Origin of the sequence: Streptomyces sp. NPDC059009, assembly GCF_042740175.1 — a bacterium.
Lineage (GTDB): Bacteria > Actinomycetota > Actinomycetes > Streptomycetales > Streptomycetaceae > Streptomyces.
This window is the reverse complement of sequence record NZ_JBHYJB010000029.1, coordinates 1-16,285: the sequence shown is the minus strand read 5'-3', so window position 1 is coordinate 16,285 and position 16,285 is coordinate 1. Positions and strand designations below refer to the sequence as shown.

Genomic DNA, 16,285 nt, shown 5'->3' with positions numbered 1-16,285 from the left:
GTTGTGCGGCAACCGTACCACGGCACGAGATGGAGCTTTCCCCGGCGGCCTCAGCCGCCCTTGTTACCGCCCTTCGCGGCCTTGTCCGAGGCGTCCTCGGCCCGCTGCAGCGCCTCCTGGAGACGCTCCTGCGCCTCGCCGTACGCCTTCCAGTCGCCGTCCTTCATGGCCTTCTCGCCCTCCTCGAACGCCTTCTGGGCGTCGTCGAGGGCGGCCTTGACCGTCGGGTCGTTCGTCTTCGGCGGCTTGGTCGGCTCGTCACCGCCCTCGTCCGGCGGCTTGGTGCCGCCGTCGACGCCGAAGACCTGGTTGAGGCCGTCGCTCAGGGAGTCCGCGAAGGCGGTCTCCGTGCCGTAGGACACCGCGACCTTCTTCAGGAGCGGATACGCCGACTTGCGTCCTTGGACGTAGACGGGCTCGACGTACAAGAAGCCGTCGTCCAGGGGAACGGTCAGCAGATTGCCGTAGAGGACGTCGGAGTCGGCGCCCTTCATGTCGCGGACGAAGTTGCCGACCTCCGTCATGGAGTTCAGCTTGTTCTGCACCTGCTCCGGGCCGTCGACGTCGCCTCTGACTCTGAGCAGCTGCATCTTGCCGTAGTTCTTGCTTCTCGCATCGGCGTCGACCGACATGAAGGCCCGTAGATTCGGCCGCTCACTGGGCGTGAACGTCGTCGTCAGGGAGAACTGCTGCTGCGTCTGACCCGGCGACTTCATGGACAGGTAGTACGGCGGAACCGCGCTCTGGTCCTTCTTGGTCGGGTCGTTCGGCACCTGCCAGGCGTCACTCGCGTTGTAGAACTGGCCGGGGTCCGTGACGTGGTACTTCGTCAGCAGTTCGCGCTGCACCTTGAACATGTCCTGCGGGTAGCGCAGGTGGTCCATCAGCTTCGGCGGGATCTCGCTCTTGTCCTTGACCGTGCCCGGGAACGCCTTCTTCCAGGTCTTCAGGACCGGGTCCTTGTCGTCCCAGGTGTAGAGCTTGACGTCACCGGTGTACGCGTCGACGGTCGCCTTCACCGAGTTCCGGATGTAGTTGACCTGGTTCTGCTGCGCGATCACCGTGCGCTGGCTGTCGGCCTGCGACAGGGAGTCGGCGGTGCTGTCGCCGAGCGTGGTCCGCGAGGCGTACGGATAGCCGTTGCTCGTGGTGTACGCGTCGACGACCCACTGGATGCGGCCGTCGACCACGGTCGGATAGACGTCGCCGTCGATGGTCAGCCAGGGCGCCACCGCCTCGACGCGCTCCTTGGGGGTGCGGTTGTAGAGGATCCGCGAACCCTCGCCGATCGCGCCCGAGTACAGGATCTGCGGCTCTCCGAAGGACACCGCGTACGCGGCGCGGTTGATCGGGTTGGAGAGGTTGACCCCGCTCTTGCCCTTGTAGCTGTAGGTCTTCTGGCCGCCGCCGTCCTCTTCGTAGTCGAGCTCCTTCTGGGGCCCGCCCACGATCGAGTACTGCGTCGTCTTCTCGCCGTAGTAGATCCGCTGCTCGTACTCGCCGAGGTTGCCGGTGGTGGGCAGGCCGGACTCGGTGAAGTCCGGGGCGCCCTTGGAGCCCTTCTTCGTCTCCGTGCCCTTGGCGGCGACCATGCCGTAGCCGTGGGTGTAGGCGAAGTGGTCGTTGATCCAGTTCCGCTTGTCGAGCTTGTTCACGTTCAGCTCGCGCAGGCCCACGATGGTGTCCTGGCCGTTGTAGCGGTCCACGTCCAGCGTCTTCGGGAACTGGTAGTAGCTGCGCTCCTGCTCCAGCTGCTGGAACGTCGGCGAGACGATGTTCGGGTCGTTCAGCCGGTAGTTGGCGGCCGAGTCCGCGTCCTCACGCTTGTTCTTGGCGTCCTCGTCGACCTTGCCCGCGCCCTTGTAGTCCTCGGGCTTCACTCCGCTGATGCCGTAGGCGTTGCGGGTGGCCTCGATGTTCTTCTCGATGTACGGCGCTTCCTTGGCCTGCTCGTTCGGCTGGACCTGGAACTTCTGCACGATCGCGGGGTACAGGCCGCCGATGAGGATCGCGGAGAGCACCATCAGGCCGAAGCCGATGACCGGGAGCTGCCAGGTACGCCGCCACAGCGTCGCGAAGAAGAGCAGGGCACAGATGACGGCGATGCAGAACAGGATCGTCTTCGCCGGCAGATAGGCGTTCGCGTCGACGTACCGCAGGCCCGTCCAGTTGCTCGTCGCCTTGAAGTCACCGGACTTCACCGCGAGGCCGTACCGGTCGAGCCAGTACGCGACGGCCTTGAGCGCCACGAAGACGCCGAGCAGCACCGAGAGGTGACCGGTCGCGGCGGCGGTGGCCCGCCCGCCGGGGCTGGTGATCCGCAGCCCGCCGTACAGGTAGTGGGTGAGCGCGGCGGCGACGAGCGCGAGGACCGTGGCCGCGAAGCCGAAGCCGAGCAGGAAGCGGTACCAGGGCAGGTCGAACGCGAAGAAGGACACGTCCATGTGGAACTGGGGGTCCTTCTGGCCGAAGGACACTCCGTTGACCCACAGCAGCCAGGTGCGCCACTGCCCCGCGGCGGAGGCACCGGCGATCAGACCCACCAGGGCGGTGATCCCGATCAGCAGCCACTTCTTGTACGGGGCGATGCCCATGCGGTACCGGTCGAGGCTCTGCTGCTCCACCGACATGGCGCTCAGTGGCGGCCGCAGCCGGTGGGCCAGCCAGATGTTCACGCCGACCGCGGCGGCCATCAGCAGGCCGAAGACGAAGAACAGGCCGATCTTGGTCCACAGGGTCGTCGTGAAGACGGACGAATAGTGGACCGAGCGGTACCAGAGCCAGTCCGTCCAGAACCCCGCGAACATGACGAACGCCATGGCGAGAACCGCCAGGACGCCGAGCGTCATGAGCAGCGTCCGGACGCGACGGGAGGGCCGCCCCACTCTGATCCGCGGCCCCGTCGGGCCTCCGCGGCCTCCGCCGCGGTCCGGCATCTGGAAAGCCAAGGTGCGCACCTCGAAGTTCGCTGTTGATCCGTTGAGGATCCGTGATGGTCCGTTGTCGGTCAGGCCCCCGTGATCGCGGACCCTCACCTATGCAACTTACTCACGCTTTACTCGGTTCCCGTTTCCGGGGACTAACGAGGCAGGATTGTGACCATGTCCAACACTCCCATGGCAGCGAGCCCCCTCACCCGGGCCGTACTCGAACTCGACGAGTACGCCTCCGGCCTCGGCTGGGACCGGCCCGCACGCCTCTTCGCCCTCGTCGACACGGCGCGGCTGCGCACCCAGGAACCCGGCCTCGCCTCCCAGCTCGGCCTCGACGACGGCGTGGAGCACGCCGGCTACACCCCCATCGAGCAGGACGAGATCCCCGCGGACAAGGCGCTGGACGAGTTCCTCGGCACCATCGCCTGGCCGGACGCGGTGGCGGGCTGCGCCCTCACCGTGGAGCGCCTGATGCTGCCGCCGTCCGCCGAGACGTCCGTCCCCGACGGCCTGAGCGAGGCTCAGCTCGCGAAGTGGGTGGCGAAGCACCCCGACCGCCAGGAGGTCCGCATGACCGTCGCGGTGCTCCGTGACGGCGCCCGTGAGTCGGCGCTGCGGCTGCGCGAGAAGGACTCGCCCACGGAGGTCCTCACGGGCTCCGACCTGGTGCCGGGTCTCGCGGACGCGCTCGCCGCCACGTTCGCGGAGTAGCTCCGGACGCGCGTACGCGGGTGGGGTCGCCCCCGCCCGCGTACGGCTCCGCGTCATGGCCCTGGCCTCAGCCCTTGGTGCACTGCGGCAGGCCGGCGGTGTCTCCCTTGCGGATGTCCTTCAGCGCCTTGACCGCGTCGTCGATGGTGTGGACCTTGACCAGCGTGAGGCCGTCGGGGACGTCCTTCGCGGCGGCCGCGCAGTTCTCCTTGGGCGTCAGGAAGTACTGCGCCCCCTTCTCGCGGGCGCCGACCGTCTTCATCTCGATGCCGCCGATCGGGCCGACCTTGCCGCTGTCGTCGATCGTGCCGGTGCCCGCCACGAACTTGCCGCCGGTGAGGTCCTCGGGCGTCAGCTTGTCGACGATGCCGAGGGCGAACATCAGCCCGGCGCTGGGCCCGCCGACGTCGGCGAGCTTGATGTCGATCGTGAACGGGAAGGTGTGGTCCGTCCCCGCCTGGATGCCTACGATGGCGCGGTCGCCCTTGTCCGCCTTCTTCGTGGTGATCGTGACGTCCTCGGTCTTGGTCGGCTCCTTGTTCGCCTTCTCGGCGGCGGCCGCCTCCTTGACCGGCACGATGGTGAAGGTGACCTTCTCGCCCGGCTTGTGCTGGGTGACCAGCTTCGCCACGTCCGTCATCTTCTTGACGGGCTTTCCGTCCACCGCCTTGATCACGTCGCCCGCGTGCAGCCTGCCCTCGGCCGGGTCGCCCTTGACCACCGTCGAGACGATGACCTGCGACTTCACCGGGATGCCCAGCTCCTTCAGGGCGGCGACCTTGGCGCTCTCCTGGGACTGGCTGAACTCCTCGGCGTTCTCCTGGCTGGACTGCTGCTCCGTCTTCCCGTCCGGGTAGAGGGTGTCGTGCGGCACCACGATGTTGTCGTGGGCGATCCAGCCGTAGACCGCCTCCGCGAGGTTCATGTTGTAGTCGGCGCTGGTGACCCGGACCGTCGTCATGTTGAGGTGACCGGTCGTCGAGTACGTCTTGCGGCCGGAGATCTGCAGCACCGGCTCGCCGTCGTGGTCCCCGAGGGTGTTCACGGTGGGGCCCGGGGACATCTCCGAGTACGGGACCTTGATGAGCACTCCCGCGCAGAGCAGCGCGATCAGCATGAGGGTGGAGGCGAGCATCGTCGCAGTGCGGCGTGGCATGGAACGACAGTACGGGACGGGTCTGTCAACGCACCTGTGGGGCCGGTCCGTACGGGGCCGACCGCCTCCGTCGGGGCTCAGGCCGCGTCGTGGCCCGGACTGCTTCGGTGCTCAGGCGGCGTCGGTGCCGGAGCCCGAGTGGGCGGGGGTCCTGGCGGCGTGGTCCGGCGCCTGGGACTTCTCCATCGCCTCGCGGAAGGCCGCGTAGCCGTTGAGCTCCGTGACGTCACCGGTCTTGCGGTTACGCGCCGCCCAGCTCCCCCACAGGCCCGCGCCGACCGCAGCCAGAAGCGGAATCAGCAGCCAGGCAAGTGCCGCCACATCGACCTCCCGACCCCACGAGCAACCAGAACTGACCGATCAGCAGATTAACCATCCGCCTTCTCAACGCTCACGGCAGGGGTCGGGTTACGCAACCGGAACGACCTTCTGGCGGTATGGACTTCGACCTTCAGCAGGCGAGGCCCTACGCGCCGACCCATTCCTCATTGCCATCGGAGAACCGCTGGTGCTTCCAGATCGGCACTTCGTGCTTGAGGTCGTCGATCAGCTTGCGGCAGGCCGCGAACGCCTCCGCGCGATGCGGACACGAGACCGCGACGACCACCGCGAGGTCGCCCACGGCCAGGTCGCCCACCCGGTGGACGGCGGCCAGCGCCCGTACCGGAAATTCGGCGACGACCTTCTCGGCCACGCGGCGCATCTCGGCCTCGGCGGTGGGGTGGCTGGAGTAGCCCAGCTCGGCCACGTCCGCGCCCCCGTCGTGGTTGCGCACGGTGCCGACGAAGAGCGCCGTGCCGCCCGCCGCGTCGTCGCCGGCGGCCTGGAAGACCTCGTCCAGGGAGAGCGGGGTGTCACGGATGGCAAGCAGCCGGATGGGGTCCTGTGCTGCCTGCTCGCCGGGGTGGTCGAACGTGGTGCGTGCCATGCCGCCATGGTGCCGCACGGCACGGACATCACGGAATAGCCGTTTCACCCGGCACGCGCGCGTGCCGCATTGGAGCTCCCTACAGGACCCCCGCCCGGCCCCTTTCCCGTCCCGCCCGGCCCCTTCCCTGAGCGCCTCCCGGCTCCCGCCCCCCACTTCCTTCCGCTTCCCCGCAGAACCGCCCTCAGATCCGGCGCCGCGCCTTGCGCGCCCTGCGCACCACCGCCGCCGCGCCCAGCAGCGCGACCGTCGCACCCGCGGCGCCCGCCGCCGTCGCGTCCTTGCGGCCGAGGCGGCGCCCGGCCACCGTCCGGCGCCCCGCGACCTCCTCCAGGAGCTCGGCGAGGACCTCCTCGTTGGTCCACTGCGGCCGCCACCCGGCGTCGTGCAGCCTGCTCCCGCTGACGACCCAGGGGTACATCGTGTACGCCAGGTCACCGGCCGGGGACGGGGTGAGACCGATGCGGTGCAGCCGGGCCGCGGCGCCGAGCGCGACGGTGGACGGCAGCTCCATGCGGCGGATGCCGCTGAGCTCCTCGACCTCTTCTTGTTCGAGCCAGCCGTCGCAGCCCACGGCAAGCTCCCCCTCGACCTTCTCCAGGACGGCGTACTCCAGGGCGCTGCACAGGTCCTCGACGTGGCAGAACTGCCAGGCGGGGTGCGAGCCGGCCACGACAAGGAGGCGCGGTGACTCGAAGTAGCGGGTCAGGGCCGTGTCCGTGCCGCCGACCAGGATGGCGGGGCGGACCACGGTCACGTTCAGGCCGGGGTGCGCGCGAGGTGCGCGGCGGGCGAGCCGCTCGACCTCCAGGAGGTCGCCGACGCCCGTGGCCTCGGCGGTCGCCCGCAGTTCGGCGTCTTCGGAGAGAGGGAGTTCGTTGTCCTCGAGCGCTCCGTAGACCATCGCCGACGTGCACAGGACGACGCGGTGGACCCCCGCGGCGGCGGCAGCGGTCAGCACGGTCTGGGTGCCCCGTACGTTGTACGCGGTGCGGGCCGCGGCGTCGGTCTCCAGATCGAGGTCGAGCGCGAGGTGCACCACGACGTCCACGCCGCGCAGCTTCTCCGCGATCGCCGGGTCCCGGACGTCCAGGATCTGCCACTGCGCCTGGGCGCACTCGCCCCGGCGCTCGTCGATGGCCACGACCAGTTTGATCTCTTCGGCGGCCGCGAGCCGCTCCACCAGCAGCGCGCCCACACCGGACGCGGCACCGGTGACGGCCACGACGGGGCCGCGCACACCGGCTGGGGTTGAGAGGTTTCGCGCTGCGCGAACCTGTGGATCTGGGGAACTCACCGGGCGTCTCCAGCGGTTGTCTTCAGTACGTACGTGAATGACGCGTACGTACCAGGTGGCATCCATCCTGCCGCAGGCCCCGAGACGGCGAAGCACCGAGGCCCGAACCCGCCACGGTGTCTACGCTGGAGGGTGTTGTCGGGCAGCCGCCGCCGGAAGTCATCCGGCGGCCCTACGAGCCGAGGAATCCCGTGAGTGACACCCCATTCGGATTCGGCCTTCCGCCGGAGGAGCCGGAGAACGGCGACGAGGGCAAGAAGAAGGACACCCCCGGAGGGGAACAGGGCGCAGGTGGCCCCGCGAACCCCTTCGGCTTCGGCCTGCCCGGTGCGGGCGGTCCGGGCGGCGGGGACAATCCTTTCGCCGCGATGTTCGGTTCGATGAACCCGAACGACCTGGGGGCCGCCTTCCAGCAGCTCGGCCAGATGCTCTCGTACGAGGGCGGCCCGGTGAACTGGGACATGGCCAAGGACATCGCCCGCCAGACGGTCGCCCAGGGCACCCCTGACGGCACCAAGGACGCGAGCGTCGGCCCCGCCGAGCGCTCCGCCGTCGAGGAGGCCGTGCGCCTCGCCGACCTCTGGCTGGACGACGCGACGTCGCTGCCCTCGGGCTCCGGCTCGGCCGTGGCCTGGTCCCGCGCGGAGTGGGTCGAGGCGACCCTCCCGGTGTGGAAGGAGCTCGTCGACCCGGTGGCCGAGCGCGTGGGCCTGGCGATGGGCGACGTGCTGCCCGAGGAGATGCAGGCCATGGCGGGCCCGCTGATCGGCATGATGAAGTCCATGGGCGGCGCCATGTTCGGCCAGCAGATCGGGCAGGCCGTGGGCGTGCTCGCGGGCGAGGTCGTCGGCTCCACCGACATCGGCCTGCCGCTCGGCCCCTCCGGCAAGGCCGCCCTGCTGCCGGTGAACGTGGAGGCGTTCGGCAAGGACCTGGGCGTCCCCCAGGAGGAGGTCCGCCTCTACCTGGCGCTGCGCGAGGCCGCCCACCAGCGGCTCTTCGCCCATGTGCCGTGGCTGCGCTCGCACCTCTTCGGCGCCGTCGAGGGGTACGCGCGCGGGATCAAGGTCGACACCGCCAAGCTGGAGGACGTGGTCGGCCAGTTCGACCCGCAGAACCCCGAGGAGCTCCAGCAGGCGCTCCAGCAGGGCATGTTCCAGCCGGAGGACACCCCCGCGCAGAAGGCCGCCCTGGCGCGCCTGGAGACGGCTCTCGCGCTCGTGGAGGGCTGGGTGGACGCGGTGGTCCACGCCGCCGCCAAGCCGCGCCTCTCGTCGGCCGACGCGCTGCGCGAGACACTGCGCCGCCGCCGGGCGACGGGCGGCCCCGCCGAGCAGACCTTCGCGACCCTGATCGGCCTGGAGCTGCGCCCGCGCCGTCTGCGGGACGCCTCGCGCCTGTGGGCCTCACTCACGGACGCGCGCGGCGTCGACGGCCGCGACGGCCTGTGGGAGCACCCCGACATGCTCCCCACCGCCACGGACCTGGACGACCCGGACGGCTTCGTCCACCGCGAGCAGCTGGACTTCTCCGAGCTGGACAAGATGCTGGGCGAGGCGGCGGGCGGCGGCTCCGGCAAGCCGGACCTCTCCAAGGACGACGCCCCCAAGAGCGACGACGAGGACGACAACGGCAAGTGAGCCTGTACGACGACGCGGCCCTCGTACTGAAGGGCTACGAGAACACGGCGCCGGGACAGCAGGAGCTGCGCGAGTCCTACCTGGCCCACCTGGCGGCCCACCCCGAGGACGGCATGTGGAAGGCGTGCACGGACGGCCATGTGACCGCGAGCGCGCTGGTCATCGATCCGGTACGCGGGCGCGTGCTGCTCACGCTGCACAAGAAGCTGCAGATGTGGCTCCAGATGGGCGGCCACTGCGAGCCGGGCGACCCGACCCTCGCGGCCGCCGCGCTGCGTGAGGCGACCGAGGAGTCCGGCGTCGCGGGGCTCACGCTGCTGCCGGGCGGCCCGGTCCGCCTCGACCGGCATCCGATCCCGGGGCCGTGCACCCAGCACCTCGACGTGCAGTACGCGGCGCTGGCCCCGGCGGGCGCCGAGGCGGAGATCAGCGACGAGTCCCTGGACCTGCGCTGGTTCGCGTACGACGAGGTGGCGGGGGTGGCCGACGAGTCGGTGGTACGCCTGGTGGAGGCCACGCTCTCGAGGCTCTGACCGTCCTCTTCCAGAGCGTGCTCATTCCTTTGCATGCGTAAGGGGCGACTGCCATTGGCGGTCGCCCCTTACGCATGTCCGTGGCTGTTACGCATGTCCGCAACTGCCGTACTAGCTCCAGACGTTGCCCTGGTTCTGCCCCCGGGCGCCCTGCTGCCCCATGCCGTACTGGGCACGCATGCCCTGCCCGATCATGGCGTTCTGCGGCGGCAGCATCTCGCTGGGCTGCACCAGCGCGTAGCCCTGGCCCATGAAGCTGAGCTCCCAGCCCTCACCCGTGTTGCCGCGGCGGCGCCACACGCCCGTGGAGTGCGTCTGCGCCTGCATCTGCACCCGCAGGCCGTTGGACCAGGCCACGATCGCGTCCGCGTCCGCGTTCACATACCGCTCCGGCGTGACCTGCAGCATCAGCGGCTGGCCCGAGGTCATCAGGGCGACCTTGCCGCGCCCGGTGATGTTGAGCTGGTACTTGCCGGAGCCGGAGATGCCGTACTGGCTGTCCACGGCGATGACCTGGTGGGTCAGCGACGAGTCGAGGGCCAGGACATAGCTGCTGTCCACGGTGAGGCCGTCCTGGTCCACGTCGACGACGTGGATGTACTGCGCGAGGTTGGCGAGGTAGACCGTGCCCTGGCCGTGGCAGCGCATCAGGTCCAGGCCCTCGCCGGTGTGGGCGCGGGCCCGCTGCTGGCCCTGGCTCTGGTACTCGGCGTCGAACTCGATCAGGCCCTGATAGGCGACCATCGCCCCCTTGCGGGCCAGGACGTCGTCGTGGCCCTCCAGGGCGACCCGCAGCATCTGCGGGTTCTGGACGGAGTAGCGCTCCTGCGTCTGCTGCTCGGCATGCGCGAAAAGTGTGCTCTGCATGGCTTGTTGCTCCCCCTCAGCCCCGGGCTCGGAGACGGTCGGTGCTGTCCTCGCTGGGCTGTACGACGACGATGCCCTCTCCGGAGAAGCCCATCTGGTACGCCTCCCCGCTGCCGCGCCCGATGAGCGAGCCCGCCTTGAAGCTGCGCTTGCCCTTCACCTTCAGGTTCGGTGACCAGGCGACCAGCGCGTCCGGGTCGACGTACGTCTCGTCCTCGCCGCGGCCGCAGTCGACGACGATCGGGGTGCCGCGGGAGGTCAGCGCGACCCAGCCCTGGCCGGAGATCTTGATGTTCCACAGGCCCTGTCCGGCGAACTTGGCCAGGCCCTTGACCCGCTCGACGCCCCACTGCAGGGACGCGTCGAGGGCGAGGAGGTTGGTGCCGTTCACCGACAGGGAGTCGCCCGCCAGGTTGATGACGACGACATCCGCTCCGTAGTCGGCGAGATAGAGGAGGCCGTCTCCGGTGCACTTCATCAACGGGGCGCCCTCGCCGGTGATCCAGTCGCGTGCGATCTGGCGGACGGCGGGCGGGTTGGGCTCGTACTGCACGAACCCTTCGTAGGCGACCATCGACCCCACGCGCGCGAGGAGGTCGTTCCCGGTCTGCATGGCCACCTTGACCATGTGGTTGCCGTGGTTCTCCATGCGGGCGGAGACGGGTGCCGGGGCAAAGCCCGCGAGCTGCTGATTCATGACGGGCTCCCTCAGACCTCGTACGGCTGGACGATGATGAAATTGCCCGGTGCGCCCCGGAATTGGAGGTTCACGCTCTCCCCCGTGGAGCCCGCGTAGGCGTTGGCACGCAGGCGCACCTGGCTGGAGACGATCGCCTGCGCCGCCGCCGACCAGGCGACCACGGCGTGGCAGTCGGCGAAGGTCGTGGGCGTGACGGGCAGGACGATGGGCACGCCGTGCGTCTTCACGACGACGGTGCCGCTCCCCTGGAACTGCATGACGAAGAGCGCGCCTCCGGGGATGCCGTGCCCCTCGATCCGGCGGACCTCGTACTGCAGCGTCTCGTCGAAGGCGAGGACGCTCTCCGCCGAGACGCAGATCGCGTCTCCCTGGAGCTCGATGGGGTGCAGGTGGGTGCCCTCTTCGGCGAAGAAGACCTGGCCGCGGCCGGAGCAGCGCATGAGCTGCATCTCCTGGCCGGTGGCGTTGCCCACGATGCGGCCGGCGAACCCGGCGCCCTTGTAGCTGAATTCGACCTTGCCCTGGTAGAGCACCATGCTGCCCTGTCGCGCGAGCACGGGCTGCTCGCTGACGCCGAGGTCGACGCGGACCATCTTCTTGTTCTGCGGCGTCCAGCGCTGCCCCGTCGGGGCCTCGCGGTAGGCGGCGAGCGCGGCGGCCACACCCGGGGCGCCGCCGCCCTGCGGCATCCCCTGCGGGACTCCGGGCGGCGCGCCCTGCGGCTGTCCGTACGGGGCTCCGGGCGGGGCGGCCTGGCCGGGGAACTGCCCCTGGGGCTGGCCGTATCCAGGAGGCGGCGGGGCGGCGGGCTGGCCGTAGCCCGGGGGCGGCGGCGGGGTCTGGCCCGGGACCTGGCCGAACTGCGGCTGCTGCGGGGGCTGTTGCTGACCGGGCTGGCCGTATCCGGGAGGCGGCGGGGGCGGCGTCGCCCCGCCCGGCGGATTCATGGGCGCCACGATGGTCTGTGCGGCGTGCACCGACGGGTCGTTCGGAGCCGGGGCGGGCGGCGGGGTCGCGCCCTGGGGCGGTGCGAAGGACTGCGCGGGAGCGGGGGCCGGGGCGGCCGGAACCGGGGCGGGCGCGGCGGGAGCCGGGGCGGGCGCGGCGGGAGCCGGGGCGGGGGCGCCGCCACCGGGGGCGCCGAACGCGGGCGGCGCGGTGGCCTGGGCGGGCGGCGCGAAGGACGGTGCCCCGGCCTGCGGCTGCTGCGCGGCGGGCTCTTCCTCGGCGACCTCGCCGCCGAAGTTCTTCAGGAGCGCGTCGAGTCCGCCGTCGAAGCCCTGGCCGACCGCGGCGAACCGCCAGACGTCCTTCAGGTAGAAGTCGCCCAGCATCACCGCGCGCTCGGTGGAGAACTCGGCGCCGTTGAAGGAGTACCGGGCCACCTCCTCGCCACCCGCGACGATCCGGATGTAACCGGGGGCGATCTGCGACATCTGGCCGGCGCCGTCGATGGTCGCGGTGAACGACAGCTTCTGGATCTGCTGCGGGATCCGGTCGAGGGTGACGCGGAACGACTCGGTGTCACCGGCCTGCTCGCCGAGGAGCTGGATGGACTCCTCGGGCGACTTCGGCTGGTTGAAGAAGACGAAATAGCGGTCGTCCGAGAGCCGTTCGCTCGCGTCAAGGCCGAAGCAGCTGATGTCGAAGGTCAGCCCCGGCGCCGAGATCTGCACGCCTACGTACAGATCCGTACCTGCGGTGAGGTCACTGATCCTGGCCTTGTGGCCGCGTTGGAATTCCCTGGCCATACGTAACGACCGTCCCCCATCCCGATGGTGAATGCGTCGCGCCAGGCTAACCGCAAACACCGACACCGGACGACGCCGGTACAGACCCGGTACAGAACCACCGCAAGACGGTGGTCGGTCATTCTTCGCGGGCCGCGGGCAGATGCGGCAGCCGGTCGGCAGCGACCACTCCCTCCAGATATCCGCGGGCCCGCTCGGTGCGCGGATACGCGTCGAGGAGCCGCCAGAACCGGGGGCCGTGACCGGGGACGAGAAGGTGGGCCAGCTCATGGACGAGGACATAGTCCACGACGTACTCCGGCATGCCCTGCAGCCGGTGCGAGAGGCGGATGCTGCCCTCGGACGGCGTGCACGAACCCCAGCGCGTGTTCTGATTGGTGACCCAGCGCACCGACTTCGGCCGCGCGCGACCCTCGAAGTACTGGCTGGACAGCAGCTCGGCACGCTCCGCGAGCTCGGTGTCACCGAGGACCCGCTTGCTCTCCTGCGCCGCGAGCTTGTCGAGCATGACGTTGACCCAGCGCTGCTCCTCCGCCTCGGACATCCGGGCGGGGATGAGGACCACGGTGCGATCGCCCTCGCGGTACGCGGATACCGTTCTCCGTCGGCGTGCGCTTCTGCGTACCTCGACCGCGCTCACTCCCGAGCCGCCTGACGGCGGGCTGGTCGTGCTGCGCTGTGGATTTCCGGCGCGGTGCAGTGGGTCGGCGGGCACGCCCCGACGTTACCCGCTGGACATGGGGGAAGTCCCGCCTCCGGGACGGTTCGCTGCCGATCCACTCCCCGTGCGCTGGATTAGTACGACGAATATCCCCAGCCTGTGGACAACGTTCGGCGACTCCCGGACGGAACGGGCATTCTGGCAATCGACCGGCGAGGCGATCGGGGGCAGCGCCGGAGTGCGACGGGGGACGACCATGTATCCGATCTTGAAACCGGCGCTGCGGCGCGGCTGGCGGGACCTGAGCACCGTGCAGTTCGGGGTGGCGCCGGCGCATGCGCTGGTGCTCGGCCCGGTGGACACGGCGACGGGCAGCTTCCTCTCCCTCCTGGACGGCACCCGCGGCTTGCCACTGCTGCGCGAGGAGGGCCGGCGGATGGGCCTGCCGGACGGCCATGTGGATCAGCTGGTGCGGCGGTTGACCCGCGCCGGGCTCCTCGACGACTCGCGGGGCGGGGGCCCGGACGCCGAGGCCCTGCGCAAACGGCAACCGGTGCTCGACCGGCTGCGCCCCGACCTGGCGTCGCTGTCGGTGATCACGTCCGAACCCGGCGACGGCATGCGGAAGTTGGCGGCGCGCCGGGCCATGCGGGTGCGGGTGCAGGGAGCCGGGCGGGTGGGCTCGGTGGTGGCGGCGGTGCTGTCGGGGGCGGGCGTGGGGCTGGTGGATGTGATGGACGGGGGCTGTGTCGAGCCGTGGGACGTGGCGCCGGGCGGGCTGCCCGTCGAATCCGTCGGGGAGCGCAGGGACACCTCCGCGCAACGGCTCGTGCGGCGCTGCGCCCCGGGGAGCCCACCGCGGCGGCCCACGGGCGACCCCGGTGAGCAGGGGCTCTCCCTCGTGATCATCGCGCCACGCGACGGGCTGGACGCCCACGCCCCCGACCCGGCCGCCGCCGAGCCCCTCGTCTCCTCGGGGATCCCGCATCTGTACGCGGGTGTGGTCGAGGCCACGGGCCTGGTGGGGCCGCTGGTCCTGCCCGGAGCCACGGCCTGCGCGGGCTGTCTGGACCGGGACCGGGTGCGCCGGGATCCCACCTGGGCGCGGATGTCGGCCCAGTGGCGCTCGGGGCACGCCCGCCATGTGCCCGCCTGTGACCTGGCCCTCGCCACCACCGTCGGCGGCCTCGCCGCGGCACATGCGCTGGCGTTTCTCGACGGGACGGCAGCGGCGAGCGCGGGGGTGCGCTGGGAGGCGTCGGTGCCTGGTTTCGACTGGCATGCCCGGCCGGTGCCCACGCATCCGGAGTGCCCGTGCGGTGCGGCTGAGCAAGGTAAGGGTGAACACACCTCCGGAGCCGAGGAGCCGCACGACACAATGGTCCGGTAACCGCCTGACGAGGCACGGCTGTCTGGGTTTTGGAGGGGCGCATGTCTGATCTTCCCCGGAAGGCGGTCACCCGTACCGCCAAGTTGGCAGCGCTGCCGCTCGGCTTCGCCGGGCGGGCGACCTGGGGGCTTGGCAAACGGATCGGTGGCAAGTCGGCGGAGATCGTCGGGCGTGAGCTCCAACAGCGCACGGCGGACCAGCTGTTCAAGGTGCTCGGCGAGCTCAAGGGCGGGGCCATGAAGTTCGGCCAGGCGCTCTCGGTCTTCGAGTCCGCGCTGCCGGAGGAGGTGGCCGGCCCCTACCGCGCCGCGCTGACCAAGCTGCAGGAGGCGGCGCCGCCGATGCCGACCCGCACGGTGCACTCCGTGCTCGAGGAGCGGATGGGCGGGACCTGGCGCGAGCACTTCCAGGAGTTCGAGGACAAGCCCGCGGCGGCCGCGTCCATAGGGCAGGTCCACCGCGCGGTGTGGGAGGACGGCCGCGAGGTCGCCGTCAAGGTGCAGTACCCCGGCGCGGGCGAGGCGCTGCTCTCGGACCTGAACCAACTCAGCCGATTCGCCCGGCTCCTGGGCCCGCTGGTCCCCGGCATGGACATCAAGCCGCTCATCTCGGAGCTGCGCGACCGCGTCTCCGAGGAGCTCGACTACGACTTGGAGGCACAGGCCCAGCGCGCCCACGCGGAGGAGTTCGCGGACGACCCCGATGTGGTGGTGCCCCACGTCGTCTTCCAGTGCGACCAGGTCCTGGTGACCGAGTGGATGGACGGCGTCCCGCTGGCAGAGGTGATCGCGGACGGCACGCAGGAACAGCGGGACAGCGCGGGCCAGCTCCTCACCCGCTTCCTCTTCTCCGGCCCGGCCCGCACCGGCCTGCTGCACGCCGACCCGCATCCGGGCAACTTCCGCCTGCTGCCCGGTGAGAAGGGCGGCTGGCGGCTCGGTGTGCTGGACTTCGGCACAGTGGACCGGTTGCCCGGCGGCCTGCCGGAGACGATCGGCGAATCCCTGCGGATGACCCTCGAGGGCGAGGCCAATGCGGTCTACGACCTGCTGTGCGAGGAGGGCTTCGTCAAGGAGTCGGTCGACCTGGAGCCGGACGCGGTCCTCGACTACCTGCTGCCGATCATCGAGCCCGCGCAGGTGGACGAGTTCACCTTCACCCGGGGCTGGATGCGCAGCCAGGCGGCGCGGGTGGCCGATCCCCGGTCCCCCGCCTACCAGTTGGGCAAGCGGCTCAACCTGCCGCCGTCGTATCTACTCATCCACCGTGTGACGTTGAGCACGATCGGGGTGCTCTGTCAGCTGGGCGCGACGGTGCGGATGCGGGACGAGCTGGAGGAGTGGATGCCGGGCTTCGCCCCGGGCCCGGACGACGAGGACGCGGACGAGGGCGAGTTCAGCGCGGTGGTGGAGGAGCCGGCGGCCGAAGCCTGAGCGGGGTCGCCCGCTCCGTCACCACCAGGCCGAGTCGAGCCGGCCCTCGATGGCTCTGATGTTGGCGCGGGCACAGGTGTCGCAGAAATAGCGACGGGTTCCGTTCTCGACGGAGCAGGTCCAGGTCGGCGGCGTGCCGTCGGCGACCGTGCCACAGCGGGAGCAGACAAGGTCCTCGGCGCCCGCGGGTTGAGCGTGCTGCTGGTCCACTCGGCGACCATATCGCCGCTGCCGGAGGTTCGCCCGGCACAACGCACCGCGGGGGCCGGTCCGTTCGGACCGGCC

Annotated in this window: 15 protein-coding genes; 5 read left to right on the top strand and 10 right to left on the bottom strand. The window is 70.5% G+C overall.

The annotated features are described in order from the left end of the window. Window positions 1-50 precede the first annotated feature (50 nt). Window positions 51-2,936 carry a UPF0182 family protein gene (locus ACFWYM_RS26775; protein WP_384842640.1) on the bottom strand — a complete coding sequence of 962 codons (2,886 nt, stop codon included), beginning with the start codon at window positions 2,934-2,936 and terminating at the stop codon, window positions 51-53. A gap of 165 nt (window positions 2,937-3,101) precedes the next feature. Here ACFWYM_RS26775 and ACFWYM_RS26770 point away from each other — a divergent pair, with 165 nt between their 5' ends. After that, on the top strand, window positions 3,102-3,644 hold the full coding sequence (locus ACFWYM_RS26770) for a PPA1309 family protein (RefSeq protein ID WP_384842332.1): 543 nt from the start codon (window positions 3,102-3,104) through the stop codon (window positions 3,642-3,644). A 67-nt stretch (window positions 3,645-3,711) separates the two neighbouring features. Here the strand turns inward: ACFWYM_RS26770 and ACFWYM_RS26765 are convergent, their stop codons facing one another. From ACFWYM_RS26765 to ACFWYM_RS26750, 4 genes are all read right to left on the bottom strand, one after another. Further along, window positions 3,712-4,800 (bottom strand): PDZ domain-containing protein, encoded by a 1,089-nt coding sequence (locus ACFWYM_RS26765; RefSeq protein WP_384842329.1) that lies wholly within the window; start codon window positions 4,798-4,800, stop codon window positions 3,712-3,714. Between the two features lie 111 nt (window positions 4,801-4,911). After that, entirely contained in the window at window positions 4,912-5,121 is a 210-nt protein-coding gene (locus ACFWYM_RS26760) for a hypothetical protein (RefSeq protein ID WP_384842326.1), read from the bottom strand. Window positions 5,122-5,266: 145 nt separating this feature from the next. Further along, window positions 5,267-5,728, bottom strand: coding sequence for a molybdenum cofactor biosynthesis protein MoaE (locus ACFWYM_RS26755; protein ID WP_384842323.1), 462 nt, complete (start codon window positions 5,726-5,728; stop codon window positions 5,267-5,269). Window positions 5,729-5,912: 184 nt separating this feature from the next. Further along, complete coding sequence (locus ACFWYM_RS26750) at window positions 5,913-7,025, bottom strand: SDR family oxidoreductase (protein WP_384842320.1); 1,113 nt, start codon at window positions 7,023-7,025, stop codon at window positions 5,913-5,915. Between the two features lie 191 nt (window positions 7,026-7,216). On the opposite strand from ACFWYM_RS26750, the gene ACFWYM_RS26745 reads away from it, so the two are divergent. Together ACFWYM_RS26745 and ACFWYM_RS26740 are read left to right on the top strand one after the other, a co-directional pair. Continuing rightward, on the top strand, window positions 7,217-8,665 hold the full coding sequence (locus tag ACFWYM_RS26745) for a zinc-dependent metalloprotease (RefSeq protein ID WP_384842317.1): 1,449 nt from the start codon (window positions 7,217-7,219) through the stop codon (window positions 8,663-8,665). Then, window positions 8,662-9,198 carry an NUDIX hydrolase gene (locus ACFWYM_RS26740; protein ID WP_384842314.1) on the top strand — a complete coding sequence of 179 codons (537 nt, stop codon included), beginning with the start codon at window positions 8,662-8,664 and terminating at the stop codon, window positions 9,196-9,198. The genes ACFWYM_RS26745 and ACFWYM_RS26740 overlap by 4 nt, the downstream gene beginning before the upstream one ends. Window positions 9,199-9,309: 111 nt before the next feature. On the opposite strand, the gene ACFWYM_RS26735 is transcribed toward ACFWYM_RS26740, so the two are convergent. The 4 genes from ACFWYM_RS26735 to ACFWYM_RS26720 all read right to left on the bottom strand — a co-directional run bounded on the left by ACFWYM_RS26735 (window position 9,310) and on the right by ACFWYM_RS26720 (window position 13,231). Next, window positions 9,310-10,065 carry an AIM24 family protein gene (locus ACFWYM_RS26735; RefSeq protein WP_384842311.1) on the bottom strand — a complete coding sequence of 252 codons (756 nt, stop codon included), beginning with the start codon at window positions 10,063-10,065 and terminating at the stop codon, window positions 9,310-9,312. A gap of 16 nt (window positions 10,066-10,081) precedes the next feature. Next, window positions 10,082-10,762: an AIM24 family protein gene (locus ACFWYM_RS26730; RefSeq protein WP_384842308.1), complete on the bottom strand. Its 681-nt coding sequence runs from the start codon at window positions 10,760-10,762 to the stop codon at window positions 10,082-10,084. An 11-nt stretch (window positions 10,763-10,773) separates the two neighbouring features. Continuing rightward, entirely contained in the window at window positions 10,774-12,516 is a 1,743-nt protein-coding gene (locus tag ACFWYM_RS26725; protein ID WP_384842304.1) for a TerD family protein, read from the bottom strand. A 118-nt stretch (window positions 12,517-12,634) separates the two neighbouring features. Next, window positions 12,635-13,231, bottom strand: a complete 597-nt coding sequence (locus tag ACFWYM_RS26720) for a M48 family metallopeptidase (protein ID WP_384842301.1) — start codon at window positions 13,229-13,231, stop codon at window positions 12,635-12,637. A gap of 202 nt (window positions 13,232-13,433) precedes the next feature. On the opposite strand from ACFWYM_RS26720, the gene ACFWYM_RS26715 reads away from it, so the two are divergent. Together ACFWYM_RS26715 and ACFWYM_RS26710 are read left to right on the top strand one after the other, a co-directional pair. Beyond that, complete coding sequence (locus ACFWYM_RS26715; RefSeq protein WP_384842298.1) at window positions 13,434-14,567, top strand: TOMM precursor leader peptide-binding protein; 1,134 nt, start codon at window positions 13,434-13,436, stop codon at window positions 14,565-14,567. 41 nt (window positions 14,568-14,608) lie between these two features. Beyond that, window positions 14,609-16,000: an ABC1 kinase family protein gene (locus tag ACFWYM_RS26710; protein ID WP_384842295.1), complete on the top strand. Its 1,392-nt coding sequence runs from the start codon at window positions 14,609-14,611 to the stop codon at window positions 15,998-16,000. An 18-nt stretch (window positions 16,001-16,018) separates the two neighbouring features. Here ACFWYM_RS26710 and ACFWYM_RS26705 read toward each other — a convergent pair whose 3' ends face one another. Then, window positions 16,019-16,210 (bottom strand): hypothetical protein, encoded by a 192-nt coding sequence (locus tag ACFWYM_RS26705; RefSeq protein WP_384842292.1) that lies wholly within the window; start codon window positions 16,208-16,210, stop codon window positions 16,019-16,021. Window positions 16,211-16,285 lie beyond the last annotated feature (75 nt).